The organism is Streptococcus sp. oral taxon 431 (assembly GCF_023110115.1).
GTDB lineage: Bacteria > Bacillota > Bacilli > Lactobacillales > Streptococcaceae > Streptococcus.
Genome location: NZ_JALDVP010000006.1, coordinates 11,325 through 28,878, shown reverse-complemented (window position 1 = coordinate 28,878; position 17,554 = coordinate 11,325). Strand labels below are relative to the sequence as shown.

The window sequence follows — 17,554 nt, the reverse complement described above, 5'->3', positions numbered from 1 at the left end:
AAGAGAGATAAAAAATGAAAAAATTATAAATCTTGAGCAATATTTCCTAGTTGGTTCACTCGATCATGAATGGTTTCCACGTTTAGGTTTCCATGTTGATATTCACAAAGAAATCCATTTTCGTAGAAAACTTGCTCTGAAAGCTGACCTTTTGGTGTATCTGGGCATTCAATCATGACAATATTAATGACACCACCTGTTCCTGTACCCTCGATTGCATTGCCTCTAAAATGATAAGTGAAAGCCCGGAATTGTTTCCCCTTGTAGTTACCAGAGATGACATAGGCAACTTTTCTCTCATGTCCACACCCAAAAGGATAATGGCTAAAATTGGCATATTTTTCTACATAGGGACTTTGGGTAGGGGTTATAGTAAGCGTACTAGACATCGTTCTGCTTGAGTAATCCCTATAGTTGTCTCTACCTTGAGCTTGGTCAAATTGATATCCGTGCGCAGTTGCAAAGGCTAGATATTCATTGTTATTTTTATTGGCGTGGCTAATAGCCCAATAAACAATCCCTGCTACAAAAACAAAGATTAGTAACATAAAGATGATAAAGAAAACAACAAAAGTCATACTCATTTTATACTCCTTTTAAAATTGATTAGAAAGCAAGGACATTTCTCCACCCTTACTTCTGATTGATCTTCTTAGTTACGGTAAAATTGGTTATCTTTATCGCTCACTGATTGACCGATAGACAAGACATCTTGACTACCGTCTGTACCTGTCACTTCATTTGGGATTCCAGCTGGGGTAAAGATCAGTCGTGCACCTTGTCCACCACCGACAAGATGAATACCTGTTGAGTAGTAGCCATCTTTTTCCTCTACTTGACCCATCTCGTATTTAAAGGTTCCATTTGCACTTTGGATTGTTACAATCCCATCTGCTGTGACTGTTGCAGTTGTTCCCGCGTAGTTTTCCCAAGTCCCTACAAACTTAGCGTAAGCCTCTTGTGATTTTTGCTTATCTTCCTTTTGTTCTGCTTGAGTGGTTGTAGCTTCTGCCGCACTATTTGTTTCTGACTTCTGCTCCTCTTTTTGGCCTGCTTCAGTTTTACTTGCGGACTCTGTAATCACCTTGCTTGTTGTCTCCTTTTGGTTTGAAGATGACGTATTCTTGTCAGTCTTTCCACCACAGGCAACCAAGGTCAAGGCAGTCAACAAGGTCAGGACTGATAGGCTCGTATAACGCAATGTTTTGTTTTTCATAAAAATCTCCTTTGAAATAGACTCAGATAAAAGTAGCTCGTCAGATTTTGCATATATTTGACGGCTGTATCATAGTCTTCAGTGTATCATTTATTTGCTTTTAATTCAACAGCTATCATATATCGAAAAAAGGCTAATCCAAGTAGGAATTAGCCCTTTTATTTCTAGTTTTGATTTGCTCGTTTTTTAGTAGATAAACATGGCATCGCCAAAGCTAAAGAAACGGTATTTTTCATCGATAGCATGTTGGTAGGCTTGGAGGACCAATCCACGGCCTGCAAAAGCTGAGACAAGCATGACCAAGGTAGACTTCGGCAAATGGAAATTAGTAGAAAAAGCATCCACCACCTTCCAGTCATAGCCCGGTTTGATAAAGATATTGGTCCAGCCAGAGTCGGCCTGGATTTGGCCGTCAAACTTGCTTCCGATAGTCTCTAGCGTACGGATAGAGGTTGTCCCCACAGCAATGACACGACCACCATTTTCCTTGACCTGACGCAAGGTCGCTGCTGCTTCCTCAGACAATTGGTAAAACTCTGAGTGCATCTCGTGCTCATCCAGATTATCTACTGAAACAGGTCTAAAGGTCCCAAGTCCAACGTGCAAGGTCAGGTAGACTAGATGAACGCCTTTTTGCTGGATTTCTTCTAGTAATTCTTTGGTAAAATGTAGCCCTGCAGTTGGAGCAGCTGCTGATCCACTCTCCTTGGCATAGACTGTCTGGTAACGTTCACGGTCATCCAATTTTTCATGGATATAAGGAGGCAAAGGCATTTCTCCAAGACTTTCAAGTACTTCTAGGAAAATTCCTTCATACTCAAAACGGACAATACGGCCACCATGAGTTAATTCCTCAGTCACGACTGCGCTAAGTCGACCATCACCAAAGATAACACGGGTGCCGACCTTGAGACGTTTGGCAGGTTTAGCCAAGACTTCCCATTCGTCTCCTGCTGTATTTTTCAAAAGCAAGAGTTCAACATGGCCCCCTGTTTCTTCTTTTTGACCATGAAGTCGAGCTGGCAAGACACGGGTATCATTCATAACCAGGGCATCACCTGGCTCTAGCATTTCAATAATGGAGTGAAAGTGTCGATCTTGAAATTCTCCAGTCTGGCGATTGACCATCAAGAGTTTAGAGGCATCGCGCTTTTCCAGAGGAGTCTGAGCAATCAATTCCTCTGGCAAGTGAAAATCAAAATCATTTGTATTTAATGTCGTCATTCTTCTTTTCTCTTCTCATTTATTCAAATTACTTATCAAAGCGAACTTCTTCAAGTAGGTACTCGATGAAGCGTTCACCCATCTTAGACAAGCTAGTTTTCTCATGCTGGATATAAACCAGTTCAATGGGATCATCAATATCAAGTGGAATCGAAACGATATTGTCTCCATTGAGATTACTATTGAGGATACCAGTCGCGATGGTATAGCCGTCCAAACCAATCAAGAGATTGAACAAGGTCGCACGGTCACTAACCACGATGGATTTCTTGTGGTGTTCCTGAGACAAAATCTCCTCTGAGAAATAGAAGGAATTATGGGTACCTTGGTCATAACTTAAGTATGGAAAGTCTTCTAGGTCTGCCAACTGCACCTTGTCTCTTTTAGCAAGAGGGTTAGTCTTGCTGACAAAGATATGGGGTTGGGCTGTAAAGAGATGGTGGGCAACCAGATGGTTGTCATCCAACATCTTCGAAAGAACGTCCCGATTATAGCTATTTAAAAAGAGAACTCCCACTTCACTTCGGAAGTTCTTGACATCATCGATAATCTCCCAAGTTCTCGTCTCACGCAAAAAAAGCTCGTACTTTTCCATATCGCTTTTCTTAAGCAAGGAAACAAAAGCATTGACCACAAAGGCATAGTGCTGCGAAGACACACTAAAAAGCTCGCGATGAGCGATTGGGTTCTTATAGCGTTCTTCTAGAAGTTGCGTTTGCTCGACAACCTGACGGGCATAGGATAAAAACTCCATCCCATCACGTGTAAGGGTAATCCCCTTAGGATTTCGGATAAAAATCTCAATTCCCATCTCATTTTCTAAATCACGAACGGCATTTGATAGAGAAGGCTGAGTAATGAAAAGTTGCTTGGCAGCCTCATTCATGGAACCAGTCTCTACGATTTTGATAATATAGTGTAATTGTTGAATTCTCATATTTTTATTGTACCATACTTGACGCAATATAAAAAGAACCAGTCACTGCAAGTCCCATTATCCTTTGTGAATCTTAAAAGAGGTCGGAACAGTTCCAACCTCTTTTTATCTTTATAGTTAAATAAGCTTTCAAATCGAAACTTAGCTTCCTCTTTCCCAGAAGATGGCTAACAAAATCATGGCTCCTAAAACTGATGGGATAATGGCTGTACCGTTTAGGCTTGGCCCCCAAGCACCAAAGAGTAATTGTCCTAAAAAGGCACCAATCTAGCCGAGAAACATTTTCCCGAAGCATCCCATCCGTTCTCCACGATTGGTGATAGCTCCTGCTAATAGTCCGATCAAAAGACCGACAAACATACTTCCAATCATAGTTTCTCCTTAAATTGCCCAATCTCCATTGCGGAAGAGTGGTACGCGTGTTCCATCCTCACGGATACCATCGATATCCATTTGGTTAGAACCAATCATAAAGTCAACGTGAACGTCTGAACGGTTGAGCCCTGCAGCTTCCAGCTCTTCTTCGCTCATCTCTGCTCCACCAACAACGCTCGTTGCATAGGCTGCACCGATAGCTAAGTGGTTAGAAGCATTTTCATCGAAAAGAGTGTTAAAGAAGGTAATACCTGACTGTGAAATTGGGCTTGGATCTGGTACCAAGGCACATTCACCCAAGGCACGCGCACCAGCATTCTTAAAGACAAGGTCCTTCATAACCAGGTCACCCTTTTCAGCTGTGATATCAACGATTTGACCATTTTCAAAGGTCACCTTGATGCCTTCGATGATATTTCCATTGTAGCTAAGAGGTTTTGTAGACGTTACATAACCATCTGCGCGACGGAAATCAGGGGCTGTAAAGACCTCTTCTGTTGGCATATTTGGCAAGAAACCTTCGCCTTGAGCATTGATAGCTCCGGCAGATTCCCACACATGGTTCTTAGGCAAGCCAAGTGTCAAGTCTGTTCCAGGAGCAGTGTAGTGAAGCGCTGAGAATTGCTCTTTGTTGAGCATTTCCGCCTTGCTCTTGAGGATAGCAGCATGTTCTTCCCAAGCCTTAACTGGATCTTCTTCGTAGACACGGCAAGTCTTGAAGATTTGGTCCCAAAGGAGGTCCACTGCTTCTTCGTCGCTCGCAGCATTTGGAAAGACCTTCTTAGCCCACTCAAGTCCAGCAGCGGCTGCTACAGTCCAGCTAACCTTGTTAGATTGAGTTGCGATACGCATTGGCTTCATAGCAATTCCCATAGCTTTTGCAGAAGCAGAAAGCTTTTCAGCATCTACTCCGTTCAAGGCACCCGGGTCAGAAGAACGAACACCGAGACGACTTGCTTTATTTTCAAGTAGGTAGTTCATCTCAGCAATCTTGTATTCTGGCACATTGTCCAAACGCTCCATCGGCGCGTGAAGGAATTTCTCACGGTTTACAAAGTCATCTGCCCATTGAACGATAACTTCGTGCGCTCCAAGTGCATAGGCTTCTTTGACGATTAAGTGAGCCAACTCACGTTGCTCCACATCAATAGAGAGAGCTAAGGTATGACCAGGTTGCACGTTCACTCCGTTTGCAACCAAAAGCTTAGCGTATTTTTCTAGATTTTCTTTAAAATTTGGTAAAACCATCTTGTTTCTCTTTTCTATTTTTATTTTTCTTTCAAAGCAGAAAATAATCCTGCTAAAGCAATAGCACCAGACAAGAGTGCTGTCGATAGAAGAATTGTCTGATCAGCAAGGTCTAATTGATACTCAAACACCTTCTCAGCCGGCTTGTCTTCCGCAAAAATTCTTAGTTTCATGAAATGCCCTTTCTTATTCTTCGTACTCTCCTAGATAGAGATGTCGTGCCTCTGGACTATTTGTAAGGATATCTATATAGGTTTCATAGTCATCAAGCAGGGGCTTTCCTAAAGAGATATCTTGTTCTGGATTTATATTTTTTCCATAAAGAAAGCAAAGATAGAGGCGTTCGTTAAGTGTTGGAAATACTTCAATAGACATAAGTTCAGCCTGACCTACCCGATCCCAATCTTTTTCTTTGATATCTGGTATGATATAGGCTTGGAAAAGTCCCATAAGTGGATTATCTTCTGGTTGTCCACTGTCCTTATCCGCCAGAACCAAAGAACAGCGTTGACCAAAACCAACTACTTGGCGCTCCCTTCCCTTTACCGAAATAGTAATATTATGCCCTCCAATATGACTATAAATCCATTCTTTAGGCAGTTCATAATCTAAAAGGGGGTTCACTTCTTTGATAATCGCTACAGGACTATAGCGTAGAAACTGGCGAGTAACAGCCTTACAAAAGAGGATATCCTCCTCTTTCAAGGTCACTCCCTTCCAGTTATTTTCCTCATTAAAATGGTTAAAAAATACTAGATAGGGTTCTCGCACCATTTGCGCTAAGATATAAACGCCATTTCTTAAACATATAGAAATAACTTTCCCTGATTTCCAGGGTGTTGCTCTATTTTTCTTTAGCATTATTAGCCAACCTCAAATCTACACAAGACATTTCAAACTATTAAAACAAATCATCAAACAAACTCAACTGATTATCCTCTGGCATATTGCCGAGAATGCCCATTTCATCCATCTTTTCAACCAAGGTTGATGAGAGTCCTCCACGTTTGCGGAGTTCTGTTTTAGAGAGGAATTCTCCCTCTTGACGGGCACGAACCAGTTGCTTGGCAACGTTCTCTCCTAGTCCATCCATAGCGACAAACGGTGGGATGAGAGTATCTCCATCGATGATGAATTCAGTCGCATCACTGCGATATAGGTCCAATTTACCAAACTTAAAGCCACGTTCCCACATCTCATTGACGATTTCAAGTGTTGTGTAGAGGTCAATTTCTACGTTGGAAGCTTCATTGTTCTTACGCTTTTCAGCAATTTCTTGCATCTTTCGTTTGATGGCATCCAAGCCTGCACCCATGGTCTTGATATCAAAGGCCTTAGCACGGATGGAGAAGTAAGCACAGTAATAATAAATCGGATGGTGAACCTTGAAGTAGGCTACACGAAGGGCCATCATAACGTAGGCTGCCGCATGGGCTTTAGGGAACATGTACTTGATTTTTCCACAAGATTCGATATACCACTCAGGCACATTATTGGCCTTCATGGCTTCGATATAACCATTGCGCTCTTCTTCTGAGATTTTAAGCCATAATCCCTTACGCACTCGCTCCATGATGGTAAAGGCCATCTTAGGTTCTAAACCTGCGTGCATGAGGTAAACCATGATGTCATCCCGACATCCGATAACGGTTGATAGGTCCGCAATTCCAGTTTTAATCAAATCCTGGGCATTTCCCAACCATACGTCTGTCCCGTGAGACAAACCAGAAAGCTGAAGCAACTCCGCAAAGGTCGTCGGATGGGTTTCATCCACCATGCCTCGAACAAAGTTAGTTCCAAACTCTGGAATACCAAGCATACCAGTTGAAGTCCCGATTTGTTCAGGCGTCACTCCCAGAATATCGGTTCCCGAAAAGAGAGCCATGACATCAGAATCATCCATAGGAATATCATTTGGATCAATACCTGACAAGTCCTGAAGTTTCCGAATCATGGTCGGATCATCATGTCCAAGGACATCGAGCTTGAGGACGTTCTCATCGATATCGTGGAAGTTAAAGTGAGTGGTCTGCCATTCAGCAGTTACATCATCTGCAGGATACTGTACTGGAGTAAAGTCATAGACATCCATATAATTAGGGATAACAACGATTCCTCCTGGGTGCTGACCGGTCGTCCGTTTAACACCAGCAGCTCCTTGAGCTAGACGCTCAACTTCGGCTTCTCGGTAGAATTTGCCATAGTCACGCTCGTAACCTTTGACAAATCCATAGGCGGTCTTGGCAGCCACCGTTCCAACCGTTCCTGCACGGAAGGCATATTCTTCCCCAAAGATATCACGGACATCCAAGTGGGCGCTCGGTTGATCCTCACCTGAGAAGTTCAAATCGATATCAGGTACCTTATCCCCATCAAAACCAAGGAAGGTCTCGAAAGGAATATCCTGGCCATTCTTGCTGAGTTTGTGGCCACAGTTTGGACAGTCCTTATTTGGCATATCAAATCCTGAACCGTAGGAACCATCCGTGATAAACTCACTATACTGACACTGGCCACAGACATAGTGAGGAGAGAGCGGATTGACCTCGGTAATCCCAATCATAGTCGCAACAAAACTAGATCCAACAGACCCACGGGAACCAACCAAGTATCCTCGTTCGTTTGAACGGTGCACTAGCATTTGCGAAGCCAGATAAATCACGGCGAATCCATTCCCCAGAATAGAGGTTAGTTCTTTTTCAATCCGCAAATCGACAATATCTGGCAGCGGATTTCCATAGATTTCAAAAGCTTTTTTATAGGTTAACTCGGCAACCGTTTCCTCGGCTTGGTCAATGAAAGGTGTATACAAGTCGCCTTTAACGACCTCAACAGGTTCAAAGATTTCTGCCAAGGCGTTGGTATTTTCAATGACAATCTTGCGAGCCAAATCTTCTCCTAGAAAGGCAAATTCATCCAACATTTCATTGGTTGTTCTAAAATGTGCCTTTGGTAGCGGAGCTGGTTGGGCAGCTTCTCCATGGCCAATAGTTCGGTTAATCATGGCACCCTGACCGAGACTTCGCACGATGATCTCGCGATAAATCTCATCCTCAGGTTCGATATAGTGGACGTTTCCTGTCGCAAGAACTGGTTTACCGAGACGCTCTCCAACCTCTATCAAGCTCTTGATAATAGTCTGAAGCTCCTCCATATCTTTGACCTGCTCTTTGGCAATCAGAGGTGCATAGATAGCCGGAGGCATCACCTCGATAAAATCATAGTATTTAGCTACTTCTACTGCCGCATCTACACCTTGTGATACGACTGCATCAAAGACTTCCCCTTCCGTACAGGCTGAACCTAAGATCAAACCTTCTCGATGGGCATCTAGAACCGTACGTGGAATCCGTGGAACTCCTTCAAAATACTGGGTATTAGAGAGGGAAACTAGCTTAAAGATGTTTTTCAAGCCCACCTGATTTTTCACATAGATGGTCGCATGCTTGACTCGAGCTTTTTTATAAGAGTCTGGACTGATTAAATCAAGGTTTAATCGTGCTAAGTCCGTCACACCATGTTTTTCTGCTACTTCTTTGATAAAGATAAAGAGCAGACGGCCAGTTGCTTCCGCATCATAGTTGGCCATATGATGGTGTTCTAGAGCTACACCAAAACGTTTGGTCAAGGGTCCCAAACCATGTCGCTTGTACTCTGGATAGAGATTTCTAGCGAACTCTAGCGTATCAATGACAGGTTGAGTAATTTTTGGAAGACCGTGACGCTCATAGTTGGCATTCATAAAGCCAACGTCAAAGCTTGCATTATGGGCTACAAGAACGGTATCTTTACAGAATTCTTGGAATTCTTTCAGAACTTGAACCAAGGGTTTAGCATTTTTTACATGGTCATCAGTAATCCCTGTCAATTCCGTAGTAAAGGCTGATAAGGGGTGCCCAGGATTGACAAATTCATCAAACTCAGCTACGATATTGCCCTTATACATCTTAGAAGCCGCCACCTGAATCAAGTCATTATAGATAGCAGATAGACCAGTCGTTTCCACGTCAAAGACTACATAAGTAGCTTCAGAAAGATCCATCTCCACTTCGTTATAGACGATAGGAACACGGTCTTCTACGATATTGGCTTCCATCCCATAAATGAGCTGAATACCAGCTTTCTTGGTTGCCTTATATCCATGAGGGAAAGACTGAACATTGCCGTGGTCTGTGATTGCCACTGCTTTGTGGCCCCATTTTGCTGCTGTTCCAACGATTTCCTCAACCTCAGGAAGAGCATCCATAGTCGACATGTTGGTATGGGCATGAAACTCAACGCGACGCTCACCTTCTGGCATCAAGTCCTTACGTTCATAGTGGACTACTTCCTGCACATCTTGCACATTCATGGTCAAATCTCGTGTGAAATTATTGACCTCGACATTTCCACGAACACGGAGCCATGAATTTTTCTTGATGATATCAAACTTCTGAGCTTCCTCTTCGTTTCGGACCCATTTTTGCATGGAGAAACTAGACGTATAGTCCGTCATCTTAAAATTAATCAAGACACGACCCGTTCTAGTCACTTTATGCTCCACATCAAAGACAACCCCTTCAAAAACCAGTCGATTTTCTTCGGTATTGACCTCAATCATTGGAGTTACCTCTGCCTTGTCGAGTTTAGGCTTAGCAGCTGCCTTCTTGGCTTGGAAATCAAAGACAGGTTTATCCTCAACTGGAGGAGGCGGTGCCATCTGTTCTAACTGTTCCATAGCTCGAAGGGTCTCATCATTGGCAGTCTGAACAATCATTTGATTTTCAGAATGGAAAGCTTCCTGCTCTTCCTTTGTCAAATCTTCATTTTTCTCTAAATGGCATGTAAACTTAGGAAAACCAAAGAGTTCAAGTTGTTTGCTAAGATTTGGCAAATGGTTTTTTCTGAAATGCTCTGTATCTGCTGCTTCAGAGGCCTCAATAATCAACTGATCATTTTCGCATCGAACCTGAAAATCCTGATACATGGTCCGAAAGCCTTGACTAGAACAAGGGCCATCTGAAAAAGCCTCCCGATAGTAGGCCTGTAAAAGCTCTCTTGAAAAATCTTGATTTTTCGTTTTAATTTCGAAAGTCGCTTGATTTCCTGTTTTTGAAAATTCTTCTTTCAATCCCTTCTTCAATGCTAAAAAGAGTTCAAAGGGGAGGATATTCTCAAATACAAAACGAAACTCCCAAATATTACTTTGTTTGTGTACAATAACTTGTTCAATTTCAGCCTGGGAGAAGGCCGCATGATTTCTTATCTCAGCGGGGATACCCAACTGATTCATTAAAATTTCAAAAGTGGTTGACATCCATTTTCCTCACAATATACTCCTTCTATTTTACCATATTTGAAGCAATTTTAGCTATTTCTACCAAACAGAAAAAGAAGCCACAAAGTGACTTCTTTTAAAGTGACGGTGAATTATTCTTCACCTTTGTTTTTCTTAATAATTTCTTCTTGTACTGACTTAGGTACATCTTCGTAGTGGTCGAATACCATCATGAATGTACCACGTCCTTGTGATGCAGAACGAAGAACTGTTGCGTAACCAAACATTTCAGCAAGTGGAACGTAAGCACGAACGATTTGGCTGTTACCGTGTGCTTCCATACCATCCACACGTCCACGACGAGCAGTTACGTGACCCATAACATCACCAAGGTTTTCTTCTGGAACAGTGATTGTTACAAGCATCATTGGCTCAAGGATAGCTGGTTGTGCAGTCTTAGCAGCTTCTTTAAGTGCAAGAGATGCAGCGATCTTGAAGGCAGTTTCAGATGAGTCGACATCGTGGTATGAACCATCGTAAAGCTTAGCTTTAACGTCAACCATTGGGTAACCAGCAAGAACACCGTTAGCCATAGATTCTACCAAACCTTTTTCAACCGCTGGGATAAATTCACGAGGAACCACACCACCGACGATTGCGTTTTCGAATTCGAATCCTTTACCTTCTTCGTTTGGAGTAAATTCAATCCATACATCACCGAATTGACCTTTACCACCAGACTGACGTTTGAAGAATCCACGTGCTTGAGTAGAAGCGCGGAATGTTTCACGGTAAGATACTTGAGGAGCACCTACGTTCGCTTCAACTTTGAACTCACGACGCATACGGTCAACAAGGACGTCAAGGTGAAGCTCACCCATACCAGAGATAACTGTTTCACCAGTTTCAACGTTAGTTTCAACGCGGAATGTTGGATCTTCTTCAGCCAATTTTTGAAGGGCGATACCCATCTTGTCTTGGTCTGCTTTAGATTTTGGTTCAACCATCAATTGGATAACTGGTTCTGGAACGTTGATTGACTCAAGGATGATTTTAGCTTTTTCATCTGTCAATGAGTCACCAGTTGTAGTGTCTTTCAAACCAACAGCAGCAGCGATATCACCTGAGTAAACAGTGTCGATTTCTTGACGGCTGTTAGCGTGCATTTGAAGGATACGTCCGATACGTTCACGTTTACCTTTAGAAGTATTCAATACGTAAGAACCTGATTGAAGAACACCTGAGTAAACACGGAAGAATGTCAAACGACCTACGAATGGGTCAGTCATGATCTTGAAGGCAAGAGCTGCAAATGGCTCTTCATCAGATGCTGGACGAGTTTCTTCTTCTTCAGTATCTGGGTTAATACCTTTGATCGCAGGGATATCAAGTGGGCTTGGAAGGTAGTCGATAACCGCATCAAGCATCAATTGAACACCCTTGTTCTTGAAGGCAGAACCACAAAGTACTGGGTAGAATTCAACGTTGATAGTCGCTTTACGGATAGCAGCTTTCAATTCTTCGTTAGTGATTTCTTCACCTTCAAGGTATTTCATCATCAATTCTTCATCAGTTTCAGCAACTGCTTCAACCAATTTTTCACGGTATTCTTGAGCTTGGTCAAGGTATTCAGCTGGAATGTCTTCTTCAAGGATATCTGTACCAAGGTCGTTAGTATAGATTTCAGCCTTCATCTTGATCAAGTCGATGATACCACGGAAGTCATCTTCAGAACCGATTGGCAATTGAATTGGGTGTGCATTAGCTTGAAGACGATCGTGAAGTGTGCTTACTGAGTAAAGGAAGTCAGCACCGATTTTGTCCATTTTGTTGGCAAATACGATACGTGGAACTCCGTACTCAGTTGCTTGACGCCAAACTGTTTCAGTTTGAGGCTCAACACCTGATTGTGAGTCAAGAACTGTAACCGCACCGTCCAATACACGAAGAGAACGTTGTACTTCGATTGTGAAGTCCACGTGTCCTGGTGTGTCGATGATGTTTACGCGGTGGTTGTTCCATTGAGCTGTTGTCGCAGCAGATGTGATAGTGATACCACGTTCTTGCTCTTGCTCCATCCAGTCCATTTGAGACGCACCTTCGTGAGTTTCACCGATTTTGTGGATTTTACCAGTGTAGTAAAGAATACGCTCAGTTGTAGTTGTTTTACCAGCATCGACGTGGGCCATGATACCGATATTACGAGTTTTTTCAAGTGAAAATTCGCGTGCCATGAGGTTTGTTTCTCCTATATTTTTTATTTCTATTCTATTATAACACGATTTCAATAAAAACGGATAGGCAGGACCCACCCGTTCTCAATGTTTATCTTGTTTAGTTGGTTTCAACTTGTGAGATGGGAAGTTGAATTGTACTCGGGCTAAAGTTAGTTAGCCGATATTAGCTCAATTGAACCCGGGCTAAAAGCTCAAGTTAACTGATTTGAACCCGAGCGAGGCCCGGTGCAAAAAAGATAAACTGCTTTGTGTTCACGGAACACTGCATCAGTTTCCTATTTTTGCCTTGGGCCTTTGCCGCTCTTGGTATCATTTTATTACCAACGGAAGTGTGCGAAGGCACGGTTAGCTTCAGCCATACGGTGAGTGTCTTCACGTTTCTTAACTGCTGCACCAGTGTTGTTAGCAGCATCCAAGATTTCTTTTGCAAGACGGTCTTGCATTGTGTGTTCACCACGAAGGCGAGCGATTGTTACCAACCAACGAAGTCCAAGTGTTGTACGACGTTCTGGACGAACTTCAACTGGGACTTGGTAGTTAGATCCACCAACACGACGTGCACGTACTTCAAGTACAGGCATGATGTTTTCCATAGCTGTTTCAAATACTTCAAGTGCATCGTTACCAGTAGCTTCTTTGATTTGCTCAAAAGCACCGTAAACGATTGAAGCAGCTGTACCACGTTTACCGTCAAGCATAACGCGGTTGATAAGACGAGTAACTAATTGTGAATTGTAAAGCGGATCTGGCAATACTTCACGTTTTGGAGCTCTATTTTTACGACTCATTTCTCTTTATCCCCTTTCCTTATGCTTTTTTCGGACGTTTAGTACCGTATTTAGAACGGCCTTGTTTACGATCGTTAACACCTGCAGTATCAAGTGCACCACGGACGATATGGTAACGTACCCCTGGAAGGTCTTTTACACGTCCACCACGAAGAAGCACCACGCTGTGCTCTTGCAAGTTGTGTCCGATACCTGGGATGTAGGCAGTAACTTCGATAAGGTTGCTCAAACGTACACGAGCAAATTTACGAAGGGCAGAGTTAGGTTTTTTAGGTGTCATAGTTCCAACACGAGTTGCTACACCACGTTTTTGTGGTGAAGAAACGTTTGTTTGAACTTTTTTATGACTGTTGTAACCAACGTTCAAAGCTGGTGATTTAGATTTTTCTACTTTTGATTTACGCGGTTTGCGAACCAATTGGTTAATTGTAGGCATCTACATTCTCCTGTGTTTTTTTTTATTTTTGGTGATGATACACTTGGTGACAGCTATCATCTGTGTGTACTTTTGCAACATTTGTCAGCACGTCCCTGTACACTCTTGAGAGACCAAAAGTAAAAAGTACCGTCTAACATTGTACCACGTTTTTTCTATTTTTGTCAATATATTTCTTCTTATTTTTTGACTTCTTTACTCTAAAAATTCTATGAAAACGGTCACCTACCAGATAGGCTCTTCAACCGACCACATAGACAAAGCTTCTTGTATTTGTCGACAAAATGGTGTTTAATAGATTTGTAAGCAAGAGATCTCTATTACAACTTTATAAAGGAGAAATTATGAAAGTCAGACTTGACATTGATGCACAACATACTGAAGAACAAATCATAATCGAAGCGCCAACCTTGTCCACTCGAGTTCAAAAAGTTCAGGACTTTGTCCAATCTCTGGATCAAAAGGAGACCATCAAAGGAAAATTTCAAGACCAGGTCTACTTGATTCAGATTAGCAAGATCCAGCGAATTTACATTGAAAATCGTAAAGTTTTGGCTGAAACGGATAGTCGAACCTACGCTCTCGACATTCGTCTTTACCAAGTAAGTGAAATTCTACCTGCTTCCTTTATCCAAATTTCCCAATCGGAAATTGTCAACATTGATGCTATTAGTCATCTAAAACTAACCTCTAACGGCTTGATTGAAATTTATTTAAAAAACGAAAGTTTCACCTACTCATCTCGCCGTTACCTCAAAACTATTAAGGAGAAATTAGAACTATGAAAAAACAAGTATTTTACGATGCCACAACTGGTATCCTCATCGGCCTCATCCTATCTATTATCTTTTCACTCATTTATTCCCCAAATAACTACGCGCCACTTAGTCCAGAGTCAGCTATTGGTCAATTCATGAGCAGTCATCAGGTTCACGGTGCTCTAGTTTTACTCTACTGTACACTTATCTGGTCAGCTATTGGAGTCCTCTTTAGTTTTGGTAGCCGTCTATTCGCTCAAGATTGGAGCCTTCTTCGTGCGACTGTCACTCACTTCTTCCTCATGCTATTAGGTTTTGTACCTCTAGCAATCCTAGCAGGCTGGTTCCCTCTTCACTGGACTTTCATCCTTCAGCTCATCCCAGAGTTTGCCATCGTCTACCTCATCATCTGGGTTGTTCTCTACAAGAGAGAATCAAAGAAGGTTGCCCACATCAATCAACTATTGGCTCATAAAAAATAAGACCTAAAAACCCACTCCTTTTTGCGAGTGGGTTTTTGCTTATAATTTTTGTTTCCATTCTAACAAGAGGTTCATGGCTTGCATCGGTGTCATATTGTAAACATCTACTTCAGCCAATTCTGCTAGGATAGGATTTTCTTCTTTTTCATCAAAGAGAGACATTTGCTCATTGACAACATTCCTTTGATTGATAGAAATTGGATTCTCCTGACCTTGGCTCTCTAGTTGAGTTAGAATCGCATCCGCTCTTTTTAGCAAGTCTGCTGGCAATCCTGCAATCTTAGCTACATGGATACCGTATGATTTGTCAGCTGGTCCTGGTTCTATCTTGTGAAGGAAAGTAACCTGACCATTTTGCTCAAGCGTAGCCACGTGTACATTTACTAGATGTTCAAGACTAGCTTCCAGACTGGTTAATTCATGGTAGTGCGTGGCAAAGAGAGTCTTGGCACCAATATGCTCATGGATATACTCGATAATAGACTGGGCTAGAGCCATACCATCATAAGTTGCGGTTCCTCGACCAAGCTCATCAAAAAGAATTAATGAATCCTTTGTCGCATGACTAATGGCATTATTAGCTTCCATCATCTCTACCATAAAGGTAGATTGACCTGAAACCAAGTCATCTGCCGCACCGATACGGGTAAAAATTGCATCAAAAATTGGCAGTCGAGCACTTTCTGCAGGGACATAAGAACCCATCTGAGCCATAACCGCTGTAATGGCTAGTTGACGCATGTAGGTTGACTTCCCGCTCATGTTCGGACCTGTAATTAGTTGAATGCTAGTATCTTCATCCATCTGGATACTATTGGGGATATAGGTCTGAGCTCCCATGACCTTTTCAACAACTGCGTGACGACCATTCTGGATATCAATCCGCGACTCTTGCCCAAACTCTGGTCGAATCAGGTGTTGTTTTTCTGCAACCACTGCCAAACCTTGCAAGACATCGACAGTAGCGATTCCTTGAGCCAGAGCCTGTAGGCGTTGGATATACTTGCCAACCTCCTCACGAATACGCATAAAGATTTCGTACTCTAGATTTGCTGATTTCTCACGCGCCTCTAACATTTCTCCCTCGATACGCGCCAATTCCTCTGTCCCAAATCGCTCAGAGTTTTTCAGCGTAGCCTTGCGGAAAAAGTGGGCTGGTACGTTACCTAGCTGCGAGTTAGTTACATGGAAATAGTAGCCGTCTTTTTTATTGTAGTCAATCTTGAGAGTATTAATGCCAGAGTTTTCTCTTTCCTTGGCTTCGATCTCAGCAATCCAGCTGGTCCCTTCTCTCAGCACACGACGGTATTTATCCAAGGTCTCATCAAAGCCCGTTCGGATAATACCACCTTCGGTAATCACATGAGGAGCCTCAGGGGCAATAGCAGTACTTATCAGGCTTTCCAACTCAGGAATAGCATCTAGTTGTTCAATTAGATAAGCTAGAGCTGGTTGCTCCATTCCTTCTAAAATGGCGCGAATTCGTGGAACACTTCCCAAGGTAGTCGCTAATTGCAAGAGGTCTTTGGGGTTGCTTTTCCCAAAAGAAACACGACTAGCCAGACGTTCGATATCGTAGACTCCCTTAAGGCTTTCTGTTAAATCACTGCGCTCAAAGAAATAATCCAGAAAGACTTGCACAACCTCCTGACGTTCTATGATACGATCTAAATCAATTAAGGGGCGTTGAATCCAAGAACGCAAAAGTCGCATACCCATTGCAGTTTTAGTCTCATCTAGCAACCAGAACAGACTCCCTTGTTTCTTACCTGAGCGAGCATTTTCAACCAAATCAAGACTAGCCTTGGTCGCAAAATCCATCTGCAAGAAATCTTTGATTTCATAACGAATAACAGGTTTTAAGTGATTCAACTCTCGCATCTGCGTCCGATGAACATACTGAAGAAGTTTCCCACTAGCTGCTCCTTCAACAGTTGCCAATCTTGAATCCAACAGATGAACGTCTTCATATATTTCTTGTTCATAGGAAAGCACTAGATTCATCTGACAACTGAGAATCTGCTCTTCCGCTTCAGACAAGTCGTAACCAATCACCACTTCTCTGGCCTTGAGATTACGGATTTCACCACAGACTAGAAAGAAATCTGATAATCCCGTTACATAGAAATCACCTGTCACTAGGTCCATATAGGCTAGTCCATACTGGGAACCTTCACGATCAATAGCCACTAAAAAGTTATTGTGACTATCTGGCTTACTACTATCAACCACTGTTCCTGGTGTAATGACCTGAACAACCTCGCGCTTAACAACACCAACAGCCTGCTTAGGATCTTCCATCTGCTCGGCGATGGCAACCTTGTAGCCACGTTCAACGAGGACATCGATGTACTGTTGGGCAGAATGATAAGGAACTCCAGCCATGGGAATCGGATTTTCAGCATTTTTATTGCGACTGGTCAGTGAGATTTCTAGTATCTGTGCAGCATTGACTGCATCTTCATAAAACAACTCATAAAAATCACCCATACGAAAAAGCAAAAAAGCATCTGGATATTGTTTTTTGATATCCACATACTGTTGCATACCAGGTGATAATTTTTCAGTAGTCATTTACTCTCTCCTTGTAAAAACA

General features: G+C 42.5%; 14 protein-coding genes and 1 pseudogene. 2 read left to right on the top strand and 13 right to left on the bottom strand.

The annotated features are described in order from the left end of the window. Nucleotides 1–23: 23 nt before the first annotated feature. From M1F91_RS07560 to rpsL, 12 genes and pseudogenes are all read right to left on the bottom strand, one after another. The gene (locus M1F91_RS07560) at nt 24–578 is read right to left on the bottom strand and encodes a hypothetical protein (protein WP_247913245.1); all 555 of its coding nucleotides are present in this window, start codon (nt 576–578) and stop codon (nt 24–26) included. Between the two features lie 74 nt (nt 579–652). Beyond that, nucleotides 653–1,216 carry an ABC transporter substrate-binding protein gene (locus tag M1F91_RS07555; protein WP_247913203.1) on the bottom strand — a complete coding sequence of 188 codons (564 nt, stop codon included), beginning with the start codon at nt 1,214–1,216 and terminating at the stop codon, nt 653–655. Between the two features lie 186 nt (nt 1,217–1,402). After that, nucleotides 1,403–2,440 carry a tRNA preQ1(34) S-adenosylmethionine ribosyltransferase-isomerase QueA gene (gene queA / locus M1F91_RS07550; protein ID WP_247913202.1) on the bottom strand — a complete coding sequence of 346 codons (1,038 nt, stop codon included), beginning with the start codon at nt 2,438–2,440 and terminating at the stop codon, nt 1,403–1,405. Between the two features lie 28 nt (nt 2,441–2,468). After that, entirely contained in the window at nt 2,469–3,377 is a 909-nt protein-coding gene (locus tag M1F91_RS07545) for a LysR family transcriptional regulator (protein ID WP_004250738.1), read from the bottom strand. Nucleotides 3,378–3,518: 141 nt separating this feature from the next. Further along, nucleotides 3,519–3,749: pseudogene (locus M1F91_RS07540) on the bottom strand (GlsB/YeaQ/YmgE family stress response membrane protein). 9 nt (nt 3,750–3,758) lie between these two features. Further along, the gene (locus M1F91_RS07535; RefSeq protein WP_247913201.1) at nt 3,759–5,000 is read right to left on the bottom strand and encodes an aminopeptidase; all 1,242 of its coding nucleotides are present in this window, start codon (nt 4,998–5,000) and stop codon (nt 3,759–3,761) included. Between the two features lie 20 nt (nt 5,001–5,020). Then, a complete protein-coding gene (locus M1F91_RS07530; protein WP_000776623.1) occupies nt 5,021–5,173 on the bottom strand; it encodes a hypothetical protein in 153 nt (50 codons plus the stop codon). 13 nt (nt 5,174–5,186) lie between these two features. Further along, nucleotides 5,187–5,861, bottom strand: coding sequence for a hypothetical protein (locus tag M1F91_RS07525; protein WP_247913200.1), 675 nt, complete (start codon nt 5,859–5,861; stop codon nt 5,187–5,189). A 40-nt stretch (nt 5,862–5,901) separates the two neighbouring features. After that, nucleotides 5,902–10,296: a PolC-type DNA polymerase III gene (locus tag M1F91_RS07520; RefSeq protein WP_247913199.1), complete on the bottom strand. Its 4,395-nt coding sequence runs from the start codon at nt 10,294–10,296 to the stop codon at nt 5,902–5,904. Between the two features lie 113 nt (nt 10,297–10,409). Further along, a complete protein-coding gene (gene fusA / locus M1F91_RS07515; protein WP_247913198.1) occupies nt 10,410–12,491 on the bottom strand; it encodes an elongation factor G in 2,082 nt (693 codons plus the stop codon). A 320-nt stretch (nt 12,492–12,811) separates the two neighbouring features. After that, nucleotides 12,812–13,282 (bottom strand): 30S ribosomal protein S7, encoded by a 471-nt coding sequence (gene rpsG / locus M1F91_RS07510; RefSeq protein WP_004250722.1) that lies wholly within the window; start codon nt 13,280–13,282, stop codon nt 12,812–12,814. A 19-nt stretch (nt 13,283–13,301) separates the two neighbouring features. Further along, nucleotides 13,302–13,718, bottom strand: coding sequence for a 30S ribosomal protein S12 (gene rpsL, locus M1F91_RS07505; protein ID WP_001142333.1), 417 nt, complete (start codon nt 13,716–13,718; stop codon nt 13,302–13,304). Nucleotides 13,719–14,062: 344 nt separating this feature from the next. Between rpsL and M1F91_RS07500 the strand changes: the two genes are divergently transcribed. Continuing rightward, nucleotides 14,063–14,503: a LytTR family DNA-binding domain-containing protein gene (locus M1F91_RS07500; RefSeq protein ID WP_247913197.1), complete on the top strand. Its 441-nt coding sequence runs from the start codon at nt 14,063–14,065 to the stop codon at nt 14,501–14,503. Then, a complete protein-coding gene (locus tag M1F91_RS07495; protein ID WP_247913196.1) occupies nt 14,500–14,958 on the top strand; it encodes a DUF3021 domain-containing protein in 459 nt (152 codons plus the stop codon). The genes M1F91_RS07500 and M1F91_RS07495 overlap by 4 nt, the downstream gene beginning before the upstream one ends. A gap of 39 nt (nt 14,959–14,997) precedes the next feature. On the opposite strand, the gene mutS is transcribed toward M1F91_RS07495, so the two are convergent. Further along, on the bottom strand, nt 14,998–17,532 hold the full coding sequence (gene mutS, locus M1F91_RS07490) for a DNA mismatch repair protein MutS (protein ID WP_247913195.1): 2,535 nt from the start codon (nt 17,530–17,532) through the stop codon (nt 14,998–15,000). Between the last annotated feature and the right edge of the window lie 22 nt (nt 17,533–17,554).

Coding starts and splice junctions, on each gene's coding strand:
- queA (WP_247913202.1), bottom strand. CDS start 2,440: ATGACGACATTAAATACAAATGATTTTGATTTTCACTTGCCAGAGGAA.
- M1F91_RS07520 (WP_247913199.1), bottom strand. CDS start 10,296: ATGTCAACCACTTTTGAAATTTTAATGAATCAGTTGGGTATCCCCGCT.
- fusA (WP_247913198.1), bottom strand. CDS start 12,491: ATGGCACGCGAATTTTCACTTGAAAAAACTCGTAATATCGGTATCATG.
- rpsL (WP_001142333.1), bottom strand. CDS start 13,718: ATGCCTACAATTAACCAATTGGTTCGCAAACCGCGTAAATCAAAAGTA.
- M1F91_RS07545 (WP_004250738.1), bottom strand. CDS start 3,377: ATGAGAATTCAACAATTACACTATATTATCAAAATCGTAGAGACTGGT.
- M1F91_RS07530 (WP_000776623.1), bottom strand. CDS start 5,173: ATGAAACTAAGAATTTTTGCGGAAGACAAGCCGGCTGAGAAGGTGTTT.
- M1F91_RS07525 (WP_247913200.1), bottom strand. CDS start 5,861: ATGCTAAAGAAAAATAGAGCAACACCCTGGAAATCAGGGAAAGTTATT.
- M1F91_RS07555 (WP_247913203.1), bottom strand. CDS start 1,216: ATGAAAAACAAAACATTGCGTTATACGAGCCTATCAGTCCTGACCTTG.
- M1F91_RS07495 (WP_247913196.1), top strand. CDS start 14,500: ATGAAAAAACAAGTATTTTACGATGCCACAACTGGTATCCTCATCGGC.
- rpsG (WP_004250722.1), bottom strand. CDS start 13,282: ATGAGTCGTAAAAATAGAGCTCCAAAACGTGAAGTATTGCCAGATCCG.
- mutS (WP_247913195.1), bottom strand. CDS start 17,532: ATGACTACTGAAAAATTATCACCTGGTATGCAACAGTATGTGGATATC.
- M1F91_RS07500 (WP_247913197.1), top strand. CDS start 14,063: ATGAAAGTCAGACTTGACATTGATGCACAACATACTGAAGAACAAATC.
- M1F91_RS07560 (WP_247913245.1), bottom strand. CDS start 578: ATGACTTTTGTTGTTTTCTTTATCATCTTTATGTTACTAATCTTTGTT.
- M1F91_RS07535 (WP_247913201.1), bottom strand. CDS start 5,000: ATGGTTTTACCAAATTTTAAAGAAAATCTAGAAAAATACGCTAAGCTT.